Below are 21,163 nucleotides of genomic sequence, written 5' to 3' on the forward strand. Positions count from 1 at the left end.
ATTTCCAATTTTTAAAATGATGTAGATAAACCTTACTGCCACGATTCCCAACCTTCATTTTGAACCAAGTTGCTCATCCTTAATATTTCCTCATAGGGAATAGGCAAAAAGGGAGAGTTAAACGATCGGGTTTGAACAAGACTATTAAGATTATAGGTAAAGCTGTCATCGGCATTTTTAGTGATATGTGCTCCATGAACAGGCTGGTTGATAGCGTCGAGGGTGGTGGACCAACGCCGCAGGTCAAAGAAGCGCTGGCCTTCGAAGCACAGCTCCAGGCGCCGCTCATTTTGAATGAACTTATTGAAGGCCTCTGGTCCGGCTGCGGCTACTTCGGCCAGATAAGGGTCCACCGTAAAGCCTGCGGCACCATCCGAAGTGCTCTTGGAGCGGATATAGGCCATAGCCTCTTTGGCCGAGAGTCCATATTTCGCACCATTGGGGCCTTCCACCTGATTGGCCGCTTCAGCAAAAGCCAATACCATATGCTCCCACCGAATATAGAACTTAGAATGAGGCTGACGGTTAATCGAATTGTCAGACCAATTCAAGCCCATAAACACCATTTTCTTGATATGATAGTTGGTCCTACTATTGTTGGCAGGCCCAGCAGCATCCTTCCCATCGATCCAGTTTTCGAAGGTATACATGACGTTGCTGGTATTGATTTTTATGGCCTTGGCATTATTATAAAAAATGGTACTATAAAACCTCGGATCCCTGTTGGCATAGGGGTTGGCGGGGTCGTACAGACTTAGTGGATTGGTGATCGGATAGCCATTCTTCATAGGAAAGGCATCTATCAATTCCTGTGTAGCGCCTACCGACCCCGTACCCTGAAAGCCGCCTGGATAGAACATACGTTCCATGGCATCGTTGGCATTATTATAACGCGAAGCGAAGATAATACCGCCAAAATTAGGATCGAACCAATTGACTGCCTTGGTAGGACTAAAGCCATTTTTGACGGCATCGGTAGTCTGCTTAAAATCCATCACCTCCTTGGCCATTTTGGCCGCCATATCCCAGCGTGAAAGGTCGTTGGTAGGGTTAAAGCGAGGACTCGCCCAATTAAGATATACCAAAGCCTTGATAGCCCGAGTGGTGATGCCGTCGAAGCGGCCCCAATACCGGCCTCCCGCATAGGCTCTATCCCCCACCACAGGCACTAAATAGTCGCGGTGAGCGATGGGCAGATATTTATAGGCCGAATCGCAATCGGCCAAAATTTGTTTTACGCACTCGTCGTAGGTGTTTCGGGCAAAATTGGACTCGGTGCTAATGTCCACGGGCTCCAGCATAATGGGATAGCCCAACAGCTGGCCATTCACCCCTTTACCTCCAAACTTCAGCAGCAGGTCGTACTGGAACCAGGCCCTCAAAGCGAATGCCTCGCCTTGGAGCCTGTTTTTTACCAGGCTGTCCAGATGCGGATCCACCAAAAACCGAGTGTTGTACCCTCTTCTATCTTTGAGGAATAAGTTGACTGAATAGATAGACCGATAGTCGCGGTCCCAATAGGTGCGAAAAGGATCTTGACTAGTAGGCAGGGCCCCAACTGCAAATTTACTGAGCGTATTGGTGGTGCTGGTAATGACCACGTCGTCGGTGGCTCCATCCAGATACACCCCCTCAAAGTCGTTATACCCCCTGGGCATATTGTCATAACAGTTCCCTACCAAGCCTTGTACCATATCCTGGTATTTCCAAATATCCTCCGTAGTTCGGTTGCCATTAGGATAAGGCTCCAGATAATCCTTGCAGCAGAACAAACTCACTCCCACTAGAGCGAGAAGCATGGTCCACGTAAAGTTTTTTATTTTACGATTCATCATATTATTCGTTAAAAAGTAAGTTTAATTCCTCCTGTAAAGGTTCGGAAGAGGGGGTATACCGTAATCCCTGAGTTAATGGACTCGGGGTCCACCTCCTTGATTTTCGAGAACGTTAGCAAGTTAGCGCCCCGCACATACAGCCGAATACCTCGGGCCCCGATAATATTGCCAGGAACCAACGGTACGTTATAGGCTAACTCGACATTTTGGATTTTAAAGAATCCACCATCCCGTAGCCAGTAATTGGAACCTACAAAGTTATTGTTGACTTTGAAGTAGGTTAGATTAGGATAGTCTCCTCCTACATTATTCTTTACAAAGTCGGAATAGTTATTGTCTCCCCATCCGTTCCAAAAATACTTATTGGTAAATGGAATATCATAGAATGCCCGACCATTGCCTAGTGCCATGAAATCGAAATTCTTGTAGTTCAATTTCAGGTTTAGGGCATATACCAACCGTGGTGCAGTATGGCCTATTTGGCTATTATCGTTATCGTCTACGATCCCATCGCCATTCATATCCTTGTATTTGAGGTCGCCCGCATGTAATACCTCGTCATATATCTGGGGAACGACGGTGGCTTCGGCATCACTACCAAATTTCCCTAGGTATGTCTGTCCGAAATAGGCGTCGCTTGGCTGGCCAATTCGTGACTGATATCCATTGCGATAGTTTGGCTCATCGTATTTTAGGATCTTACTATTTTGAACACTGGCATTTCCACCAATAGAATAGCGCAGACTTCCCAACTTATTTGAATACTGAAGGGCCATTTCCAAGCCGGTGAGTCTCATTTTGTTGTAGTTGTACCAGGGACGTGCATTGGAGATACCCGCCGTATAAGGCACCTTGTTGAACAACTGAGACACCATCCCATCGCGGAGGTTGTTGTAATAGTTGACCTCTAAAGAGAGCTTTTTATCCAATAAAAGGGCATCGATACCTATGCTAAATTCCCGTCTTTTTTCCCAGGTTAGATCGGGATTCCCTATACGTGCAGGACTGGTACGGTACACCGAGTTGTCGGTATTAGAACCAAACCACTGGTTGGTGGAATAGGGCCCAAAGGCAGAGCCCGAGGAGTTGACCGACCATCTGTCCAAATAATAAAACGGGGGAAGAAAGCTCTCATAACCCACTATACCGGCTTCGGCCCTCAATTTCAAGTAGTCGACGCCCTTAACAGCACCAAAGAAGCCTTCTTCGGAAAGTACCCAACCCAGCCCCAGGGCAGGAAACATTCCATAACGCTTATCCTTGGCAAAGCTGTAGGTACCGGCATAATTCAGCACCCCCTGAAGCATATATTTGTCACGGAACGAATAGGACCCAATCAAGGAGCCATTTTGTTGTCTTTGAGGCTCTTCTATTCCATTTCTCGACGACTTGCCCAAATAATAGGTAAGCCCGAGTTGCAATTCGCTCTTCGCCCAGGTCTTTTCATACTTCAGGTTCTGATAAACCACAAAGCGCTGGGAATAATAATCGTGCAGTTTGGCTAGTCCCGACATATCGGCCCCATCATGAACCTTAGAAAGCGTAACGGTGTCGGCACCCGAAGCAGTAGTGGTCGGGTTTACGATATAGGCTATATAGTCCTCAGCCTTCCCGATTCTTAAGCTATTAAAAATATTGAAACCGATAAAACTAGTAGACTTCAAACCCGGAATCACCTCTTTCAGATCATACTCAAAAGTAAGGTTAGAGGCACCCGTCCGGCCCGTTTCGGTATAAAATCCATTGTGCATGATATTGCCAATGGGGTTGGTTCTAAAGGCCGAATTGGAACTAACCGCATACCAAGGGGCATCTAGGTCGTCGGCATACGCCGCGTACACGGGGAAGGCAATGGGTGGAAGGTCGGTAATATCGTCAATCACCGAGTTAAACTCTACCAAGTCCAATGCAGTATTGGTGGTCTGGCTTTCATTGGTAAAATTTGAGTTGTACCCATAATTGGGTGAACGTCGGATGGTCATCCCTCCAAAGAAATCAAATTTGACCTTGATCAGCGGATTAATTTTGATATCGATATTGGACCTCACATTAATGCGATGATAGTCAGATATTTTTCCGATTTTATAGATATCTCCTTCTCCATTATAACCCAAAGATGCACTGTATTGCACCGCTTCGTTTCCACCCGTCGACGACAAATTGACTCTTCGGAACGTCTTGGAGTCTTTGAGCATCATATTCCGATAATCAACATTAGGATATTTAAAGCTATAAGGATCGTTCTGGGCATAGCCTGCAATATCCGATTCTTGATAGATGGGTGCCAGACCATTATTATTTCGGGCTTCGTTATTGAGCCGAGCGTACTCGACCCCATTGGCCCAGCCCGGAAATCTGTCCACATAGCTTACGCCTTGCTCCGCATTAAACGACATAACCCGCTCGTGCATACGCCCTCTTCTGGTTTTGATATAGATGATCCCATCGGCACCTCGGGGGCCCAGCATGGCCTTGCCGACAATGTCCTTAATGACCGTCACCGATTCTATTTCTTGGGGATCTAGGGGCATTTCAGTGATATCGGTGGGTATGTCATCAATTACAAAGATGGGGCTTCGGCCCCGGGTGGTGAGGCTCACTTTCTCGGTAACCCGGTACATCCCCAGCTCCTCCTCCGCATTCAACCCCACGGACCCGTCGCGCTCTACTACTTCGAGCCCATTGGCCAATCCACTGAAGGCATTCCTCAGGTCGTTGGTAGGGTATTTTTCTAAGTCGGAGCGCTGCAGGGTAGTATAAGCACCCGTCACGGATCGGCGTTTGAGGTTCATAAAAGGCAAGGCCACCCGGTCGTCGTCCGTAGTAAATAGCTTGGCCTTTTTGAGGGCTACAACGGCATAAGTGATTAAGTCGCTCACCACTACTACCGATTTACTATATCCAGGAGCCTGAACCGTTACAAAATCTTCGTGAAGTCCACTAAACGAAAACAATCCTGAAGCATTGGTCACCGCATGCAGGACCCCTTCGCCTATTACCACTTGGGCGCCAGGTATAGGACTACCGGCCTCATCGGTTACTTTCAAATCGATCTTAACGACCTTGGCCGCTTTGTTCTGCGCTACTGCCTGGCCCATACATAGGCAAAGCAGCAAACATAAGCCCAGTATAACCCCAAATTTTATATCTATTTTCTTCATCATTTCCATCTTTAAGGGTTGGTTTTACCAAACTTCATTAGGTGTAAAATTTTTCATTTTGTAGGTATCATCCGTATCAAAAGGCAAATAATACATAGCATCTTTCCACCTAGACTGGCGATTGGCCGCCAAAGGAACCCTTACATATTTAAAACCTGTAGGATAGGCACTGCTTACGGGCACCTTCTCGATATCGACTCCCATCAACGGGCCATTCATAGCCTTGGGAGCATCTTTCCACCGACGTATATCATAATAATAATGCGACCCTTCAAAGCACAACTCTATCACTCTCTCGTTCTTGATTCGCTCCCTGAGCAACTCTTTGGAAGTAGTAAACTGCAGCTGCACATCGGGCATTCCCGCCCGGTTTCTGATCTTGTTAAGCGCTTGCAGGGCGGTCATGCCCGCTCCAGGAGCGGCACCGTTGGGGCCGTAGGCTTCATTGGCGGCTTCGGCATAATTAAGGTATAATTCGCCAAGCCTGATGATGGGATCGGTATGTTGCGGCGTCGTTTTGTTATTAACACTTTGTTCTCCCCAGGTTTTACGTTGGTAATACCCGGTCCTGGTGATCCCGGCATACGACTGGTCCTGGAGTTGTGCATATACGGCAGCACCGTTGACGGTCTCATAGTAAATTTTGGCATTCCCATAACCCGGCACGGGTGCGGTGTTATAGATGATGTCGATATAAAACCTTGGGTCCCGGTTGGTATAAGGATCTTGCTCATTATAATGCCCGGCCAATGTTGCTTTTTCCCGATCCGCTTCCGTATTCAATGGATCTCCCCATTTGGTCTCGAACTTATCGACGGTATTCTGAGTAGGACACTCTCCCGACCAGCCCGTTTTCCCTCCTCCGAAGACACCATTGACCAGTCCATTTAAGTTGGAGTTATTATAGGCCATGGTGCCGATATACCAGCCCCAGAGTTGTTCGTTGGAATAGGTAGTCCCGATATAATTCTTTTTGTAATCGGCTAATGACAATAAACCATAACCATATTTTTCGGCAATTTGGATGGCTTCCCAGTTGGCCACGGCAGCATTTTCCCAATCTTTGGTACCCAGTTCGTTATTTAATGGGCTGGCCGCATACAGCAGTGCTCTACCTTTAAATGCCTTAGCTGCCACTCCAGTAGGGCGTTTCTGCTCCGGGCTATTCAGGTGTCCTGCAATGCCCGGCCCCGGATCGCGCCGCATGAGCTCCCCCTTCTCAAAGAAGGATGCCGCCGTATCCATGTCCATAGCTATACGTACCAAGGTTTCATGATTCGATAACCTGGGGATATCCCATTCGTCATCGGGACCGATCACCGCGTTCAAATAGGGCATTCCGCCCCAGAGCCTAAAAAGGTGAAAATGAGCAAAAGCCCTTATGAAATGCGCTTGGCCTTTAAAATCGTTGATTTCTACCGGGTTAACCTCTTGCAGCATACCAATATTAGCTAACGTGGTATTGCAAATCCTGATGATCGAAAACATGGCTCCGAGCATCGGCCTACGAGCCGGGTCATAGGTCATCTTATTAATGATGGCCGAAATAGATCCATTTTTTATCACCTGGGCGTCCATAAGCCGCCCCTGATCACTCATATCTGTCAAGGCCTCAAGGGTATACTTTTGATCCCAAAAATTGATATACATCGAATAGCCCAACTTAATATTATAGGCCCTCCAGGTAGTCCCCGACACCTTAGTGCCTTCATAGATGGCATCGAAAAACTTTTTAAAGTTCTCATATTTGGTAAATACATCCTCCGTAGTCAATCCCGACTCGGGAGCCTTGTCAAGGAAATCTTCGATACAGGATACCGTACCCACCAACAGCAGGAGGCAGGTCGTCCATAGCATAATATATTTTTTCATTTCTCGCATTGTTAAGGTTAGAAGGCCGCTTTGATGGCAAACTTGATACTGGTCATTTGGGGATAAAAGCCCTGATTAAAGTCCTTATATTCTGGATCTCCTTCTATCAACTTGGTGAAGGTCTTCAGGTTGTTGCCCGTCACAAAAAACACCAAATCGGAGGTCCCGATGATCCGCTTCAACAGCTTGGAGCTGAAAGTATAAGAGGCATATACCTCCTTCAATCTCAAATAGTTGGCATTCCTCCAAAAACGATTTTCGACCATAATATCGAATCCCCTGTCGGCTTCTCCCCCACCCCAAAAGAGGTTGTCGGTACTACCACCACCCGAGTAATGGAGGGTAGCATGATTGGCCGTTGGATTGGTGGGCGTCCAATAGTCGAGCTGGGACTCGTGCACCCTCCAGTCTCCTTTTATGAATTCAACTTCATAGGTCTGGTTATACTCCACGTATTTGCCTACGTTTCCCTGAAAAATGAAGTTGAAGTCGAATTTTTTAAACGAGAAACCTGAGGAAAAAGAATAGGTGAGTGGTGGATAGTCCGAGCCAGGAATGGGATATTTATCTAGGCTGTTAACCAGCCCGTCCGCATTGAAATCGAGGTATTTATAATCTCCAACATTCAGCTTATTAAGGTCGATCGCCGAGACGTTATTATGAATATCATCGACGGAAGTATAATAGCCTGAACCAGTCAGCTCCACCCCATTCAGCTGTGCTCCCAATGGTTTGCCGGCGGCTTTTTGATAATCGGCAGCATAGGGCAGGTCATCCTTATAGAGGATCCGGTTTTCGTTAAAACCGAAAATACCACGTACGAAATAGTTAAGTCCAGCAGCCGTTTTGTTTCTATATTCGGCTTCAAACTCTATGCCGTGTTTCTTTAACCGCCCCAAATTGAGCTCCTTAAAGGAATTTCCTACGAGCATCGTAACACTTTGAGGGACTAAAAGCATTTTCTCCCTTTTTTCGTCGAATAAGTCGACGCTAAAGGTAAAGCTATCATTCCAAAGCCCTAGCTCTACGCCGAAGTCACGCTTACGGGCTTCTTCCCATTGCGATACGCTGTTGGCCCCCAGGTCCTCCCGTATATATCCGGCATTATCCTTGAAATAATCACTTAAATATAACCAGCGATTGGCCGCTACGTCACTACCCACTTTGCCATCGGAATATCTAAACTTCAACTTACTAATCCAGGGTACATGTTTTTTCATAAACTTCTCCTCCGACAGCATATAACCTACCGCTCCCGAAGGGAAGAAGCCATAGCGATTGCCCGGGGCAAAGCGTTCAGATCCGGTGTATCCGACGTTGACCTCTACCAGGTATTTACCCGAAAAATCGTAAGTACCACGCCCAACGATCCCCTGGTTATAGTAGGGGAATTCGGTAGTCTTATCCTTCTGCTGGCGATTGCCCAATACCAACCCCGACACATGGTGCTTACCAAAGCTTCGGATATAATTCAACGACAGCTCGTAATACAGATCCTTGTAATAATCATTCTGCAAACCACCTACATTAATATCGAGAGGAGCCTGTTGGAAAATTTCGTTGCCCTGCCCCAATCGGAACCAAGGGTTTTCGTCACTACCAATTTTGTCGTAATTCAATTGATATTCAGGAAATGAATAGGATGCGGTCAGTGAGTTATTTCGGTAATAGGTGCTCAACGACACTTTCCCTCTCGCACTTAAGCCTGGGGTAAGCACATCCAGCTTTTGATCCAGAATCAAGTCGGTAAACAACTTAGAATCGAGGTAGCGGTTAAAAGAGCCCTGATGCATAGAAGTATAAGGGTTTCCGGTATATTCACCAAAGTTCATGGCCAACCTTTCTCCAGTGTCATTTGGATAATCGAGATCGGGCACCTGCTCGAGCACCCAAGAAGGGAAATAGGCGGGATAACGGGCCGGTCCAGTGGCGTACAAATTCCGCCAGGGTGAGCTACTGGGTTGATTTTTAATGCCCGTTTCTCCACCTACATTAAGCGATAAGGTGGTTTTTTTGGTCAGGTTAAAATCGATGTTCGTTCTATAATTGAATCGATTGTACCAATACCGCGTGTCGTCATAGCCTTCGTTGTAGGCCTTAAAAAAGTCGCCTTGGCGGGTATAGCCCAAGGAAGTAAAGTACTTGATAAAGCTTGTTCCTCCCGACACGTTAAAATTGGCATTGGCAGTGGTCGCAAAGGGCTTGGTAAGCGTTTCGAACCAGTTTACATTGGGATAACGTAATGAGTTTAGAGGAGTGGAGGGGCTTCGGTATTCATTCAAAGATGACTGAGGAATGAGGTCCGTAAATTGTTGGCCATTCATTAACGCTTGGTTGTACATGGTCATGGTGGTGTACGAGCTGATATGGTCCGGGATTCGGGTAGCCATCGATAAGCCATAAGAGGCCGTAAAATCCAACTTAGGCTTCCCGATCACCCCTCTTTTGGTGGTCACTATCACGACCCCATTGGCACCTTTGGCACCGAAAACAGCCGTAGCAGAGGCATCCTTAAGTACCGATATGGTGGCAATCTCGTTAGGATCCATGTCTTTAAAGTCCCTTTCGACGCCGTCGACCATAATGAGTGGCTGAGAACCATTCCAGCTCGATAGACCACGGATTATAATCTCAGAATGGTCGTTCCCTGGCTCCCCGCTGCTCTGCATGGTGAGAACACCCGATAGCTTCCCGGCAATGGCATTGGTGACATTAGACGTCCCTGACCGCATCAGGGCCTTGTTATCCACTTGGGTAATGGCCCCTACTACACTTTCCTTTCTTTGCACACCATAGCCCACTACTACCACCTCCTCCAAGGACTTATTCTCCGAGAGCAGGTCGACGTTCAGGGCTCTACGACTGCCTAAGGTTATTTCTTGGGTTACATATCCGATATAACTAAAAACAAGTACCGAATTATTGCTAGCCACGGTGATCTTATAACGCCCATCGGTATCGGTAGAAACGCCGTTAACCGTCCCTTTTTCAATCACATTGACGCCAGGTAACACTTCCCCGTCGTCTCCCTTCACCACCCCCGATACCGTTACCGCTACCGACGACTTTCCGGCATCCATAATTTTATCTAAATGTTGGCGGTAATTCAGTTCCAACTTCGAAGAAGCAAAGAAACTGGGATCCGAGGTTACCAGCCCTAGTTGGGCGACGGACATCTCCCTGGTGTCGGCCAATGCTCCTGCAGCTTCCTTGACATAAATCGTCTCATTAACCCTTCGAAAACCCAAATTAGTTTCCTTTGAAATATACCGTAGTACATTCCCTAAGGTCGAATTCCTGAAGTTTAAATCGATCTCAATATTACGGACCAGCTTCTGGTCATATTGAAAATTTAAACTGGTCTTTTCACTGATCGTGACCAAGGCGTCTTCTAGGGATACTCCCTTGGTAATCAGCGACAAGTTGATTTTGTCAATGCTCTGATTCTGGGCATTACCCTCCGCTGCGGATAGTAACCCCACAAATAAGCATTGTATCAACATTCCTAGTAAGGTATATCGCGACATGACTAGAATTTGTGACGGTAGTTTTAATTGCATAATTTTAAGTGTTTTAATGAATGTTCATTTCAACTACAGCCCTATTACTTCCTGTGAGCGCCAACTCTAGTAATCAGGGCTGTATTTTTTTGTCTATCCGGCGGTAAGAGAGCTCGCCGAATCGGTTAACTGGTGTTCGCTACCATAAGTAGGATGTTCGGTTTAGTGATAAATATTGACCGTTTTATTATCGACTCGGTATTTAAATACGTTAGGATAGCTGATGGCCTCTAGGATATACTCCACCGATTTATTGGTAAATTTCCCTGTAAACCTCCAGTCTTTGTCTATTTGAACATTGCCGTTAACCCGAAACTTTATTCCATAACGCTTCTCGAGTTTTTTGACAATGGAAGAAAAATCAGCCTTTTTAAAGAGGATCACCCCATCTTTCCAGGCAATCTGATCGGAAGGATCGTAAGCCCCTACGCTGATTTCCTTACTTTGTAAATCGAAAGTGGCCATTTCGTCTTTTACAAGGACCACCTCCTTCTGGGCTTTACTGGGCTTCCGCCCATGTAGCCTCACCTTTCCCTCGACTACGGCCACTTCTATGGATTCTTGCTCTCCATAAGCGCGTATAGCAAAGGAAGTTCCCAGCACCTCTGTCATGAGTAGGCCCGTCTGAATTATAAAGGGCCGAAGGGAGTCCTTTTGTACGTCAAAGAATGCCTCACCCGTCAGTTGAACCTTTCGCGTACTACCTGCAAATGAAGGCTGGTATTTCAATTCAGAACCCCCATTTAGCTTTACCCGAGACCCGTCGGGCAAGGTCACCGTCACCATATTGCCAGGCTCGGCCTTTACACTGTTAACACTAAACGTAGGAACATCGAGTAGGGTGGGATACTGGTATTGGCCCAGGTACACCAAACCCAGGATAAGAAAAATGCCCGCCACCTTCCACCACCAGGCCCCAAGACCAATAGATGGAGTTCCTTGCCCCAAAGACTCCCGGTGGCTTTCGTTAAGCTCAGGAACGAGGCGTTCCCACTCCTTCTCTATTTGCAGAGAACTGAGCTTAATATTTTTGAAGTGCATAGATTGGTAGATCAACCGGGCCTTCCGGACATCTGGCAAGGCTTCAGGATGTAATTCCAACCATTGCTCCCAGCGCTGATCGACCTCGGCATTGCCGGCCCGCAGCCATTGGACAAAAGAATCATCCATCAAAAAATCTTCTGCCTTATAGCCCTTATATTTTTCCATTAAAAGTCAAATTTTCTCCTCTTATATTAATAGAAGCTATTAAAAAGAGAAAGTGACCCTATGCTTGGCATATTTTTTATATTTTTTTTAACAATAATATGCCATATGCATATATACCATTGATAACCAGAACATTAAATACAGAATGTTTATTAATACTTTAGGAAACTAAAGTCTGATAAAAGGGATCGAAACGTGAAAAATTTATAATTGTCCGGCATGGGATGCCCCGCATGGAATGCCCCGCATGGAATGCCCCGCATGGAATGCCCCGCATGGAATTCCCCCCTCTACAAGCTAGGACATACGGTAAGCCGATGAGGCGGAGTTCAATTGCATCGATATTGCGTAGACCTAGAATAATATCGATAAAATATAAGGAATATTTTGAGTCTTCATTTTGGGCTGTAGTTCTCGGTTGAGCGCCTCTAATGACTTGTAGATGAGCTTATACACGGCTCTCGTGGTGATGTTCATGATTTGGGCAATGTCGCCGAAGGAATGATCGCCATAAAACCGAAGGAACAAGGCTTCTTTTTGTCGAGCGGGTAATTTTTCTAAGGCTTCCTGGAGGGCCAATACATTTTCGCCACTCGTTTCATCGTTGATATACACGGCTTCGAAGGACAAATCGGCATAAAAATCGATGTCTGAAGTATCCATATCGACAAACTTATTCTGGTTAAGCTTTAGTCTTTTGAGTACTAATCTCCTTAATGAGGAAAAAAGATAATTACGGATATTATCGGAACTACCCAGAAACTCCCTTCTTTCCCATATCGTCAAAAACAACATTTGGATACAGTCTCGGACCTCTTCGGAATCTTTATGAAACCGGCATCCATAATTGAATAGGGGTTCATAATAAAGATGAAAAATACGCTCATAGGCGGAAACTTCCCCCTCCTTAAGCGCCTTCCATAGAGGGTCTACCTCGCCATATCGTCCTATTGATTTTCTAACTTCCAATATACGTCCAGTTTACAAGAAAGATTTAAAGACACTTACTATATGGGCGATTACCCCCTCTAATCAACTAAGTAATATTGCGGTAACCTTTCCTTGGGACGCATAATTATTATATATACCCTTAAGTCTGACCAAAAATAAATTGAAGACGGAGAGATAGAAATAGCTGACGGTATCAACATTTCTATCTCTCAACCCATCAATCGTTAGCGGCTCAGCACGATGACCCAGTCTTGCTTGGCATCTGGGGCAGTCAGCTTACCCGACACACTTCCTAGTTGCTTTTCTGTTTTACCCGTTCTCGGATTAAAAACCGATCCCTTCCAACCTTTACCTGACAGCTTGATCTGGGTAGAACCACCGGTCGGCATATAGACGACGATCTTTTGGTCGTTGCCCAACACATAATTGGTGGTTTCGCTGGTCAACCCATCCAAGGGCTGCATCGACTCCACATCGAGTCCTTCAAAAAACTTTCTGGCGACAGCCGCTTCTTGATACTTTTTCTCCCGACTCCGATGGTCCTCGGCATTCAGGTCGTTTTGTTCGGTATCGTATCCATAGTAATATTCTACACCGGCACCCCCAGCCATAAAGGTAGACCAAAGCACCTTATGTCGGATCATATCCCGGTTGTCGGGTTTCATTTTTCCGGTATATCCAGGAAAGCTTTCGTCGACGGTGATCCCTACGCCCGCACCACCTTGCTCATCGTTGGCTACCACCCATGGCTTGCCCGACTGTTCGGAGGTAAGTACCCATCGTTTTACTTCTGTATAAATATCGTCGACTTGCAATTGTAAAGAGGCTCCTGTAAGTTCCGATTGCTGCCCTACCAGATTGGGATAGTAATATTCATAGGTGGGTCGGTCTTTCCCTTTGCCATGCCCCAAGGGATAGGTATGTTGCACCACATGATTTTTGTAAGGATCCAAAAGACGAATATAGGAGGCGGTTTTTTTGATTAATGCAATATCCACATTGGTTTCTTCACTCAAATTCCAGTTCAACGCCAGATGGTGTGCATAACGCGCTATTAATTCCCGATAGTACAACTTCCTTTCATTGGTAAGCTCATACTTGCCCATTAAGGCGATGTTCTCGGCTTCAAAAGTCTTGAAATGAAGATACATCCCTTTGCTCTCGGCATAGCTGAATACCTTATCCCACTGGTCCAGTTTCGAACAATCGAAACGGTGTTGGTGTACGGCCTTGCTCCAGGAGCGCGACTCTTGCGAAGCGGCAATAAATGCTTCATCGTCTTTTACGATATAAGGGTATACTCCCCCATCGTCACCATCTATCGACATGGTAAGGAAAGAAATAGAGTTCACGCCGGTTTTGGCCAGATAATTGATAGCTCCTAATAGATTTTTACCTTTACCGTCTTTCCAGGTATATGCTGACGCCGCAGGGTCATAATCCCTAGCATGTGGCTCCCAAGTCTTCATCAGCTGGTAATACTTGTTGCCCAGCTTACCGTAGGCATCCAGGTTCCCATCGAAGTCGCTGTAATGCAACATATTTTCTGGGGAATCGGCTCCCGTTTTCAGGAAAGGGGTATTGTTTTCGGCCCATTCCAAATAACGCTTACCCACATATTGCAACCGTCCTTTGGCGCGATTGTCGGGGAGGGCCTTGTCGGAGGCAGAAATAAGAACTGTTCCCTGTTGCCCATCCATAAAGCCGGCCGATTCGCCATCATCTCCAATAGCGGCCATTTCACCGGCCTTAAAGCTTACCTTATAGGACCATTTTCCGGTTTTCGGGGCTGAAAAATGAACCCTCCATACATGACCCTTGGTACTAGAAGTGCTGCCCGCTTGCCCATCGGCAGCATAATAACCAGGCACTTCCATAATGGGAAAGCCATCTTCATGAGTAAAGGTAACGTCGAGTCGGTAATAGGTAAATGGGTTGGGCATGGCCATTTCCGAAGTCTCGGGACCCTGAAAATCGATGGTCGTATTGTCCCATTTTTGCCCTTGTACCGTCCTCTGGGCGTACACCTGCCCCAGGCCTACCAGAAGCCCCGCGAGCATCAGGTTCCTGGTTTTTACTACTAATGATTGAAACATAAGAATTGTTGGTTATAAATGATCGGCTATAATCGAATTAAAAAAGGCAACCCCTCATCTGCCGACCGATAGGCCAGGCGTTGCACCTCTATATTCTTTAGATAATCGAGGCCATTGGTCTCAAATGGCCCACCATTCAGCAGACAGCTGACAAAGTGCTGCTGAGTAGCCAAACAACTATCTCCGGCAAACCCTCGATTTCCATGTATATAGGAATGGACTGTCACTTCCTCCCCCAGCTTTTGAATGGTAATATTACCCTCGTAGTCGAGCCTAATACTACCCCCTCGCCCTTCTACGGTCAACTCACAAAAAGTATAGCGGAGTTTTTTGGTGATGGGTTCGTTGTAGCGATTGGCATCCCAAAATGCCCAGACTCCCTGATGGGTTTCAAACTGCGCATGCACCCGATCCTCCCCTTTGATCACCGGATTTAATCGTCGCGTTTTAACGAAGCCTTGCCGTATTTCTCCCGCATAAAACCGAATAAGATCGATAAAATGAATGCCGGTTTCGTAAATCAGCAGATGCTCGTAGGCCCTGAAATAGGGCTGGCGAGAAAGGTATGCATCCTCCCCCCATCCATCGCCCATTCGGGAATTGAAGCTCAGGTTATGGATATCACCGATGACCCCCTCCGATATGAGGCGCTTAATTTCCCTATGCCAGGGCTGAAATCTAAAGTTTTCATGAACCATAAATGGGATTCCAGCCTCCTGGGTAAGACTCACCATACGCTTGGCATCGGCATCGGAAGGCGCTAAGGGCTTCTGACAGATCATGGGAATACCCAGGGTCACGATATGCTCCACGATGGACAAATGACTGGCCGGAGGAGTGACGATATCTACAAAATCAGGCTTCTCTTTTTCGAGCATCTCCTGATAGTCGTTATAAAAGGTAGAAATACCATACTTACCTTGCATGGCCTGCCCATTCTCTTCATTGAAATCGGCGAGGGCAACTATCTCTACTTCGTCTATCCGCGACCAAGCATCATAATGGAAGTCACTAAAATACCCCGCTCCTATTACTACTCCTTTTAACTTATTCATACGTTTTCAGCGATTGCGCTGCGTTCATTTGCGTCCAACCATATATGGCTATAATGGCTAGCCCTATGCCTACATAAAAAAATGTGTTCTCGTCGCCCGTCCAGGCTTGCAGGTATGGAAATGCCAGTGCCGTAAGGAAAGACCCCAGATTACCGGCCATATTCATCGTCCCCGACAATGCTCCCGCATGCTCTCCGCCTACATCGATGCAGTAGGACCAAGAGGGACTCAAGGTCATATCGGCACCAAAAATGGCCAAGGATAAACAGGCGATGGAGGTGTAAATATTTTCGGCACCTATATTGGCCACTAGGCCGATCACGATAAGGGCGAACCCGATGATGGCCGGAATCCTCCTGGATCCTATTAAGCCGTTTCGTTTGTAGAGAGCATCGACCAAATAACCTGAAAAGTAATTCCCAAAGGCTCCTGCAATAAAGGGCAACATGACCCAATAGCTCAGCTGAAGGTCGTCCATCTGGTACTTCGCTTTAAGGAATGGGAACAACCAGGTGAGGCAAAAAAAGAAAATATAATTGCTCCCAAAATACTGTAACATGACCCACCATACTTGCTTATTTCGGAGCAGGGAACCCAGACTCACCGATTGCTTGGTAGTAAGGACCACCTGTCGGTTTTTCAAGATATAGTCCAACTCCTCTGCACTAATGGATGGATGTTGCTCGGGGGCATCCCGGAACCAGCTGTACCAAAAAACTGCCCAGGCTACTCCTACCACACCTAGTATAAGGAAAGATTCGCGCCAGCCAAAAGAATTCAAAAGCCATACGACTAGTGGCATGGCAAACGCGGCTCCTAGTCGACTACCCGAGAAGTTGATACCCGTTACCAGTCCTCTTTCTTTTAGGGGAATCCAGGTAAGGGTCGACTTCGAAATTCCTGGGAAGGCACCGGCTTCACCGGCTCCAAACAAGAACCGAACTACTAATAAAGAGCCAAAATTCCAAGCTGCCGCAGTAAGGGCCGTCATCAACGACCATATCGTCACGATGGTGGTCAGTACAATATGGGGCCCCTTTCTATCGATTAGCTGACCAGACGTAGTCTGTAGTAAGGCGTATCCTAGGGCAAATGCCGATAGGACCCAGCCAAACTGCGTGTCTGTCAGGCCTAAGGACTCCGTAACGGGTGCTTTGGCTGCCGATATACATACCCGATCGATATACAGCAAGAGGGTTAGGGCAAAGGTGGTGGCGACCAACTTATGCCTGAGGGGTATTTTTATCATTTTTAATTTTTTGGTATGCTTGAAACAAACTATCTGCCTCCCCGACATTTCCCGGGAAAATCACATATTTCAATCCAGGAAACTTAGAGCCGGCATCGGCCCGCCAAACGGGCACACCGGGCAACACCTGGCCCATCACCATAGCCCTTGATATTTTGAGGCCCTTGGTGGCAATATCACTCGAGGTAATCCCCCCTTTGGATATCAAAAAAGAAGGCTGTACGGGAAGGGAGGAAACCAATCCGACAAGCCCATCCGATATTTGTGTGCTAAGCCGAAGGCTATCATCCCGATCGTTTCCTTTGCGCAGTGTTCTACTGGTATATACCACTACATCCCGATTTTGACTTAACCGAGACTGAATCTCTAAGCTCAGTCCCTGCACATAACCTTGGCCCGATTGCAAATAAGTAGCGATGTCAAATTCCAAAGCATCCACGTCGGCCTTCAGCAATTCACTTAGCTGAAGGGTCGTTTTGGGCACATGGGATCCTACAATAATAAGTCCACCGCCGGCTCCATTCTCGGCCTTAAGCGCTTCTGCGGTCAACAAAGGAACTTTGCCAAAGCCCCCAAATGAAGAGACGAAGGACGCAGCCGTTCGAAAGACAATTCTCCTGCTACTACGAGCCACCACAGCCGAAAACCGATCGATATGTCGCATATCGATCGCATTGACGATCAACGCCCGATCGGCCTGCGTGATCACCTGAAGAAGATGCACATCGTTACTACCTTCCAGTTCTTGAATGCTTAAGGAGCTTATTTGCGATGCTTGGATCCGCCCTTCAGACTTTTCTTCCACCCAGTCTTTCAGATTAGAATTACGATAGCCAAAGGTCTCATCCTTAGCATATTCACTTTCCCCTACCGGAACAAACCGACCCTGTTCCTGTAGATAATGGACATCGCCTTGGGTGAACCGCCGTCCTTCAAAAAAGGCAGGTAGCAATACGTATAGGAAATCATCCCCCCAGCCTAGCCCCTCTGCCAAGGCGTCTGTTTCGCTAGGGAAATGCCCCCGCAGTGTAGAGTCACCCCGACTTATCACCCAAAATGGCCTCTTCGTCTGCCGGATGGCCTCACCTATGGCCCGATTGATCCCCTGGGCGACCTCTTCAGGAAAGGCTCTGGTATTGGTCAAAATAAAAAATAGAGGGGTATTGCGTTCGAATTCCTCCTTGATCTCCTCCACAGACCAGCCCGTTAGGACCGGCACCTGTCGAACCGTTTGAGTACCCGTCGGGTCGTCATCCAATACGATGATTGTTCTTTCCGTATCCATAGTCTTTACTAACGGTTAGCATTATACTCCTTATCTTTATAGCACCTACAGGAGGTCCACAGTCGTTGCTGCGGCCTTCTATAGGCCTTTTATTCTTCGAAGGCAATCACCCTGCAGGGCGCCCCGTCTCCATCTTTGATTTTGAGGGGAAGGGCAATAACCTTAACCATTGCTCGCTGCAACTGGTCCAGATACCCAAGGCCTTCTACAATAATGACGTTCCCGAGCAGGATCTGATGGATGCGCGTTACTTCGGGCAGATTGTTTACGTCGGCTACCGAAGGAGCCTCCACACCCAACATGCTCACCCCTCGTGCCACCATCCACTGAGCCAATTCCTCGCCTATTCGTGGTAACTTATTACGATACGCCTCAGTGCCGAGTCGCTGATACCAGTCCGTTCGCAAGAATAGCCCATCCCCATTCTGAAGGGTATTGGCTACCTCCCCCAGATCGGCTATACCCAGCAAGGTCTGGTCTTTCACCGGCGTCAAATCGACTACCCATACCCTATCCACCACAAAGTCGGAGACGTCAAACTGATCGATGGTACGATCGCCTACCCCAAAATGAATGGGAGCATCCATATGCGTACCCGCATGGGAATAAATCTGTAAGGTGGTGGCATTCCAACCATCCTTAGATAATTCCCTGGCCGGACTATGTGAAAATCCGCTGATCTGGCCAGAATAAGGCAGGGTAAGGTCGACTATTTTCATAGATTTTCGATTATGGCCCTGGCAATATCTTGGGTACTGTAGCTTCCGCCCACATCTTTGGTGAGAATACCCGCAGCCGTAGTCCTATTAATAGCCTTCACGATGGCCGTTGCCGCCTGCTCTTCACCCAAATGATCCAACATAATGGCCACAGACCAGATCTGCCCTATCGGATTGGCAACGCCCCTACCAGCGATATCGGGTGCCGAGCCGTGTATTGGCTCGAACATGGACGGGAAAGTATTTTCGGGATTGAGGTTTCCACTCGGCCCAAAGCCCAGGCTGCCCATAATAGCACCCCCTAAGTCCGACAAGATATCTCCCAGCATATTGGTGGTGAGTACGACGTCGAAATACTCGGGATGCAAAACGAAATTGGCAGTAGCCGCATCGATGTACATTTTATGGTATTCCACATCTGGATACTGCTCGGCCACCTCCCCAATTACCCGATCCCAATAAGCCAGGGTATTGATCATGGTATTCGATTTGGTAACGTTGGTTACCTTCTTGCGCCTTTTCCTGGCCAGCTTAAAGGAATAATGGGCAATCCTTTCGACTCCAACCCTGGTAAACAAGCTGGTATCGGTGGCGAAGCCAAAGGGTTCGTCAGGATACATTTGCCGTCCATTTTGGACAAACTCTCCCTCATTATTCTCCCTCACCACTACGAAGTCGATATCTTTTTGCGTTTTTGTTCCGAGCGGGCTCTTTACACCATCTAATAATTTCACCGGTCGGTAGTTGACATATTGCTTAAAGGCAGTACGAACTTTATTGGTAAACAGCTTAAAAGGAAGGGTATCATCTACGGCAGGCAACCCTACTGCCCCAAACAGTATAGCGTCAAAACCCTTTAAAATCTCCAGGCCATCGGGAGCCATAAAGTCGCCGTGCTCCAAATAGTAGCCAGCGCCAAATGGAAAAGTGGTAGACTCCACACTAAAATCGTGCTTTGCAGCTACGGCTTGCAATACCTGTTCAGCCATGGGCACGATTTCATGCCCAATTCCATCACCGTTCACCACGGCTATTTGATACTTTTTCATGCGTTTTTGTTCACTAATATTTGAATTGTTTTTCTTGCGTGCGCCTTAATTAACTCTTCGGCTCCAGTTCCATCTCCTTTACGAATGGCCTCTATGATCGACAAATGCTCGGGCAGGGTCTGCTCTGGCGTTCTTACCAACCCTAGCGAAAAGGTCATTTTGAGGTAATTACCTAGGGCATCCAATTTCTTGAGTACTACATTGTCCGACTTCTGCCTTACCATATTATGAAATAGCTGATCGGCTATCCGGTATGCCTCTACGTCCACCTCCTTTTGATGGACGAAAGGTTGAAAAATATCGAAAAGCTCCTGCGCTATTTGACGGTGATCGTCCTGCAGGGCTAGCCGCCTTGCCGCAAGCCCTTCCAATACCTCCCGACACTCGAAGGCATCTATAAGCTCTTGAAACTCAAACTTCTTTACAAAGTATCCTCTTCTCGGAATCGCCTCTACCAAAAATTCACTTTCCAGCATCTGAAATGCCTTATGCAACGGCATACGGCTCACGCCCAGCTGCTCCGCAATCCTTTCTTGAACGAGCTTCTCCCCTTTCTCCAACTCCCCTTCTAATATTTGCCTCTTCAATTCTAAATAGGCCAGTTGACTTAAATCGGTATGACTGATCATGTATACTGTATTTTGTATACAAAAATAAAAAACTATGTCAACAACGCAATCGTTTTTGTATTATTATTTTAAAAAACTGTTTTTTACCATTCCCCTGGCCAGTTTTGTGGTAGAGCAAGGACGAATAGCTCACCTAAAACCCATTCCAATAGTCTTTGGAATGGCTAAACCTCTTCAAAAAGGATGGCAGGTGAGCCAATTGGAGTATAGGGGGGGGGACCGTTAAATACATCTGAGAAGGCCTCATGCAATACCCAACGTTTGCTAGCCGGAGGTCCCGATGGCTGCTGGATATTCTGGAGCATGTTGGGCTCTTCGTCAATTTTGATGAAACAATATCAATAAACTACACATTATTTTGCTATGGTTACCCCACTTCCCTTTTTGAATACCAGCCTCATTCTGTCAATTAATTTATAGGACTGACTGGGTTTATAATCCACCCCAAACTGTTCTTTTATTACCTTAAGAATACCAGGGCCTGACCACCTTT

At 46.9% G+C, this 21,163-nt stretch carries 15 protein-coding genes; 1 reads left to right on the plus strand and 14 read right to left on the minus strand.

The features are described from left to right. Positions 1-32 precede the first annotated feature (32 nt). From CLV98_RS17535 to CLV98_RS17595, 13 genes are all read right to left on the minus strand, one after another. Positions 33-1,835, minus strand: a complete 1,803-nt coding sequence (locus CLV98_RS17535; protein ID WP_229203438.1) for a RagB/SusD family nutrient uptake outer membrane protein — start codon at positions 1,833-1,835, stop codon at positions 33-35. Between the two features lie 8 nt (positions 1,836-1,843). Further along, complete coding sequence (locus CLV98_RS17540) at positions 1,844-4,999, minus strand: SusC/RagA family TonB-linked outer membrane protein (protein WP_229203439.1); 3,156 nt, start codon at positions 4,997-4,999, stop codon at positions 1,844-1,846. Positions 5,000-5,020: 21 nt separating this feature from the next. After that, positions 5,021-6,868 (minus strand): RagB/SusD family nutrient uptake outer membrane protein, encoded by a 1,848-nt coding sequence (locus tag CLV98_RS17545; RefSeq protein ID WP_109676302.1) that lies wholly within the window; start codon positions 6,866-6,868, stop codon positions 5,021-5,023. 17 nt (positions 6,869-6,885) lie between these two features. Continuing rightward, on the minus strand, positions 6,886-10,428 hold the full coding sequence (locus CLV98_RS17550) for a SusC/RagA family TonB-linked outer membrane protein (RefSeq protein WP_229203440.1): 3,543 nt from the start codon (positions 10,426-10,428) through the stop codon (positions 6,886-6,888). Between the two features lie 162 nt (positions 10,429-10,590). Beyond that, positions 10,591-11,637, minus strand: coding sequence for a FecR family protein (locus CLV98_RS17555; RefSeq protein ID WP_109676306.1), 1,047 nt, complete (start codon positions 11,635-11,637; stop codon positions 10,591-10,593). A 354-nt stretch (positions 11,638-11,991) separates the two neighbouring features. Then, entirely contained in the window at positions 11,992-12,606 is a 615-nt protein-coding gene (locus CLV98_RS17560) for an RNA polymerase sigma factor (RefSeq protein WP_158281287.1), read from the minus strand. A gap of 206 nt (positions 12,607-12,812) precedes the next feature. Then, complete coding sequence (locus CLV98_RS17565) at positions 12,813-14,684, minus strand: DUF5060 domain-containing protein (protein ID WP_109676310.1); 1,872 nt, start codon at positions 14,682-14,684, stop codon at positions 12,813-12,815. 26 nt (positions 14,685-14,710) lie between these two features. Next, complete coding sequence (locus CLV98_RS17570; RefSeq protein ID WP_109676312.1) at positions 14,711-15,739, minus strand: Gfo/Idh/MocA family protein; 1,029 nt, start codon at positions 15,737-15,739, stop codon at positions 14,711-14,713. Continuing rightward, on the minus strand, positions 15,732-16,988 hold the full coding sequence (locus CLV98_RS17575) for an MFS transporter (RefSeq protein ID WP_229203441.1): 1,257 nt from the start codon (positions 16,986-16,988) through the stop codon (positions 15,732-15,734). Before CLV98_RS17575 ends, CLV98_RS17570 begins: the two co-directional genes overlap by 8 nt. Next, on the minus strand, positions 16,963-18,273 hold the full coding sequence (locus CLV98_RS17580; RefSeq protein WP_109676316.1) for a four-carbon acid sugar kinase family protein: 1,311 nt from the start codon (positions 18,271-18,273) through the stop codon (positions 16,963-16,965). Before CLV98_RS17580 ends, CLV98_RS17575 begins: the two co-directional genes overlap by 26 nt. Positions 18,274-18,362: 89 nt before the next feature. Next, positions 18,363-18,992: a cyclase family protein gene (locus CLV98_RS17585; RefSeq protein ID WP_109676318.1), complete on the minus strand. Its 630-nt coding sequence runs from the start codon at positions 18,990-18,992 to the stop codon at positions 18,363-18,365. Continuing rightward, complete coding sequence (locus CLV98_RS17590) at positions 18,989-20,041, minus strand: isocitrate/isopropylmalate dehydrogenase family protein (RefSeq protein ID WP_109676320.1); 1,053 nt, start codon at positions 20,039-20,041, stop codon at positions 18,989-18,991. Before CLV98_RS17590 ends, CLV98_RS17585 begins: the two co-directional genes overlap by 4 nt. Next, positions 20,038-20,670 (minus strand): GntR family transcriptional regulator, encoded by a 633-nt coding sequence (locus CLV98_RS17595; protein WP_109676322.1) that lies wholly within the window; start codon positions 20,668-20,670, stop codon positions 20,038-20,040. Before CLV98_RS17595 ends, CLV98_RS17590 begins: the two co-directional genes overlap by 4 nt. 34 nt (positions 20,671-20,704) lie before the next feature. On the opposite strand from CLV98_RS17595, the gene CLV98_RS23350 reads away from it, so the two are divergent. Beyond that, entirely contained in the window at positions 20,705-20,896 is a 192-nt protein-coding gene (locus tag CLV98_RS23350; protein ID WP_146202304.1) for a hypothetical protein, read from the plus strand. Between the two features lie 127 nt (positions 20,897-21,023). On the opposite strand, the gene CLV98_RS24210 is transcribed toward CLV98_RS23350, so the two are convergent. Continuing rightward, on the minus strand, positions 21,024-21,163 hold a 140-nt coding region (locus CLV98_RS24210; protein WP_146202305.1), incomplete at its 5' end, for a winged helix-turn-helix domain-containing protein.

Origin of the sequence: Dyadobacter jejuensis (genome assembly GCF_003149085.1) — a bacterium.
In the GTDB taxonomy this organism is placed as follows: domain Bacteria; phylum Bacteroidota; class Bacteroidia; order Cytophagales; family Spirosomataceae; genus Dyadobacter; species Dyadobacter jejuensis.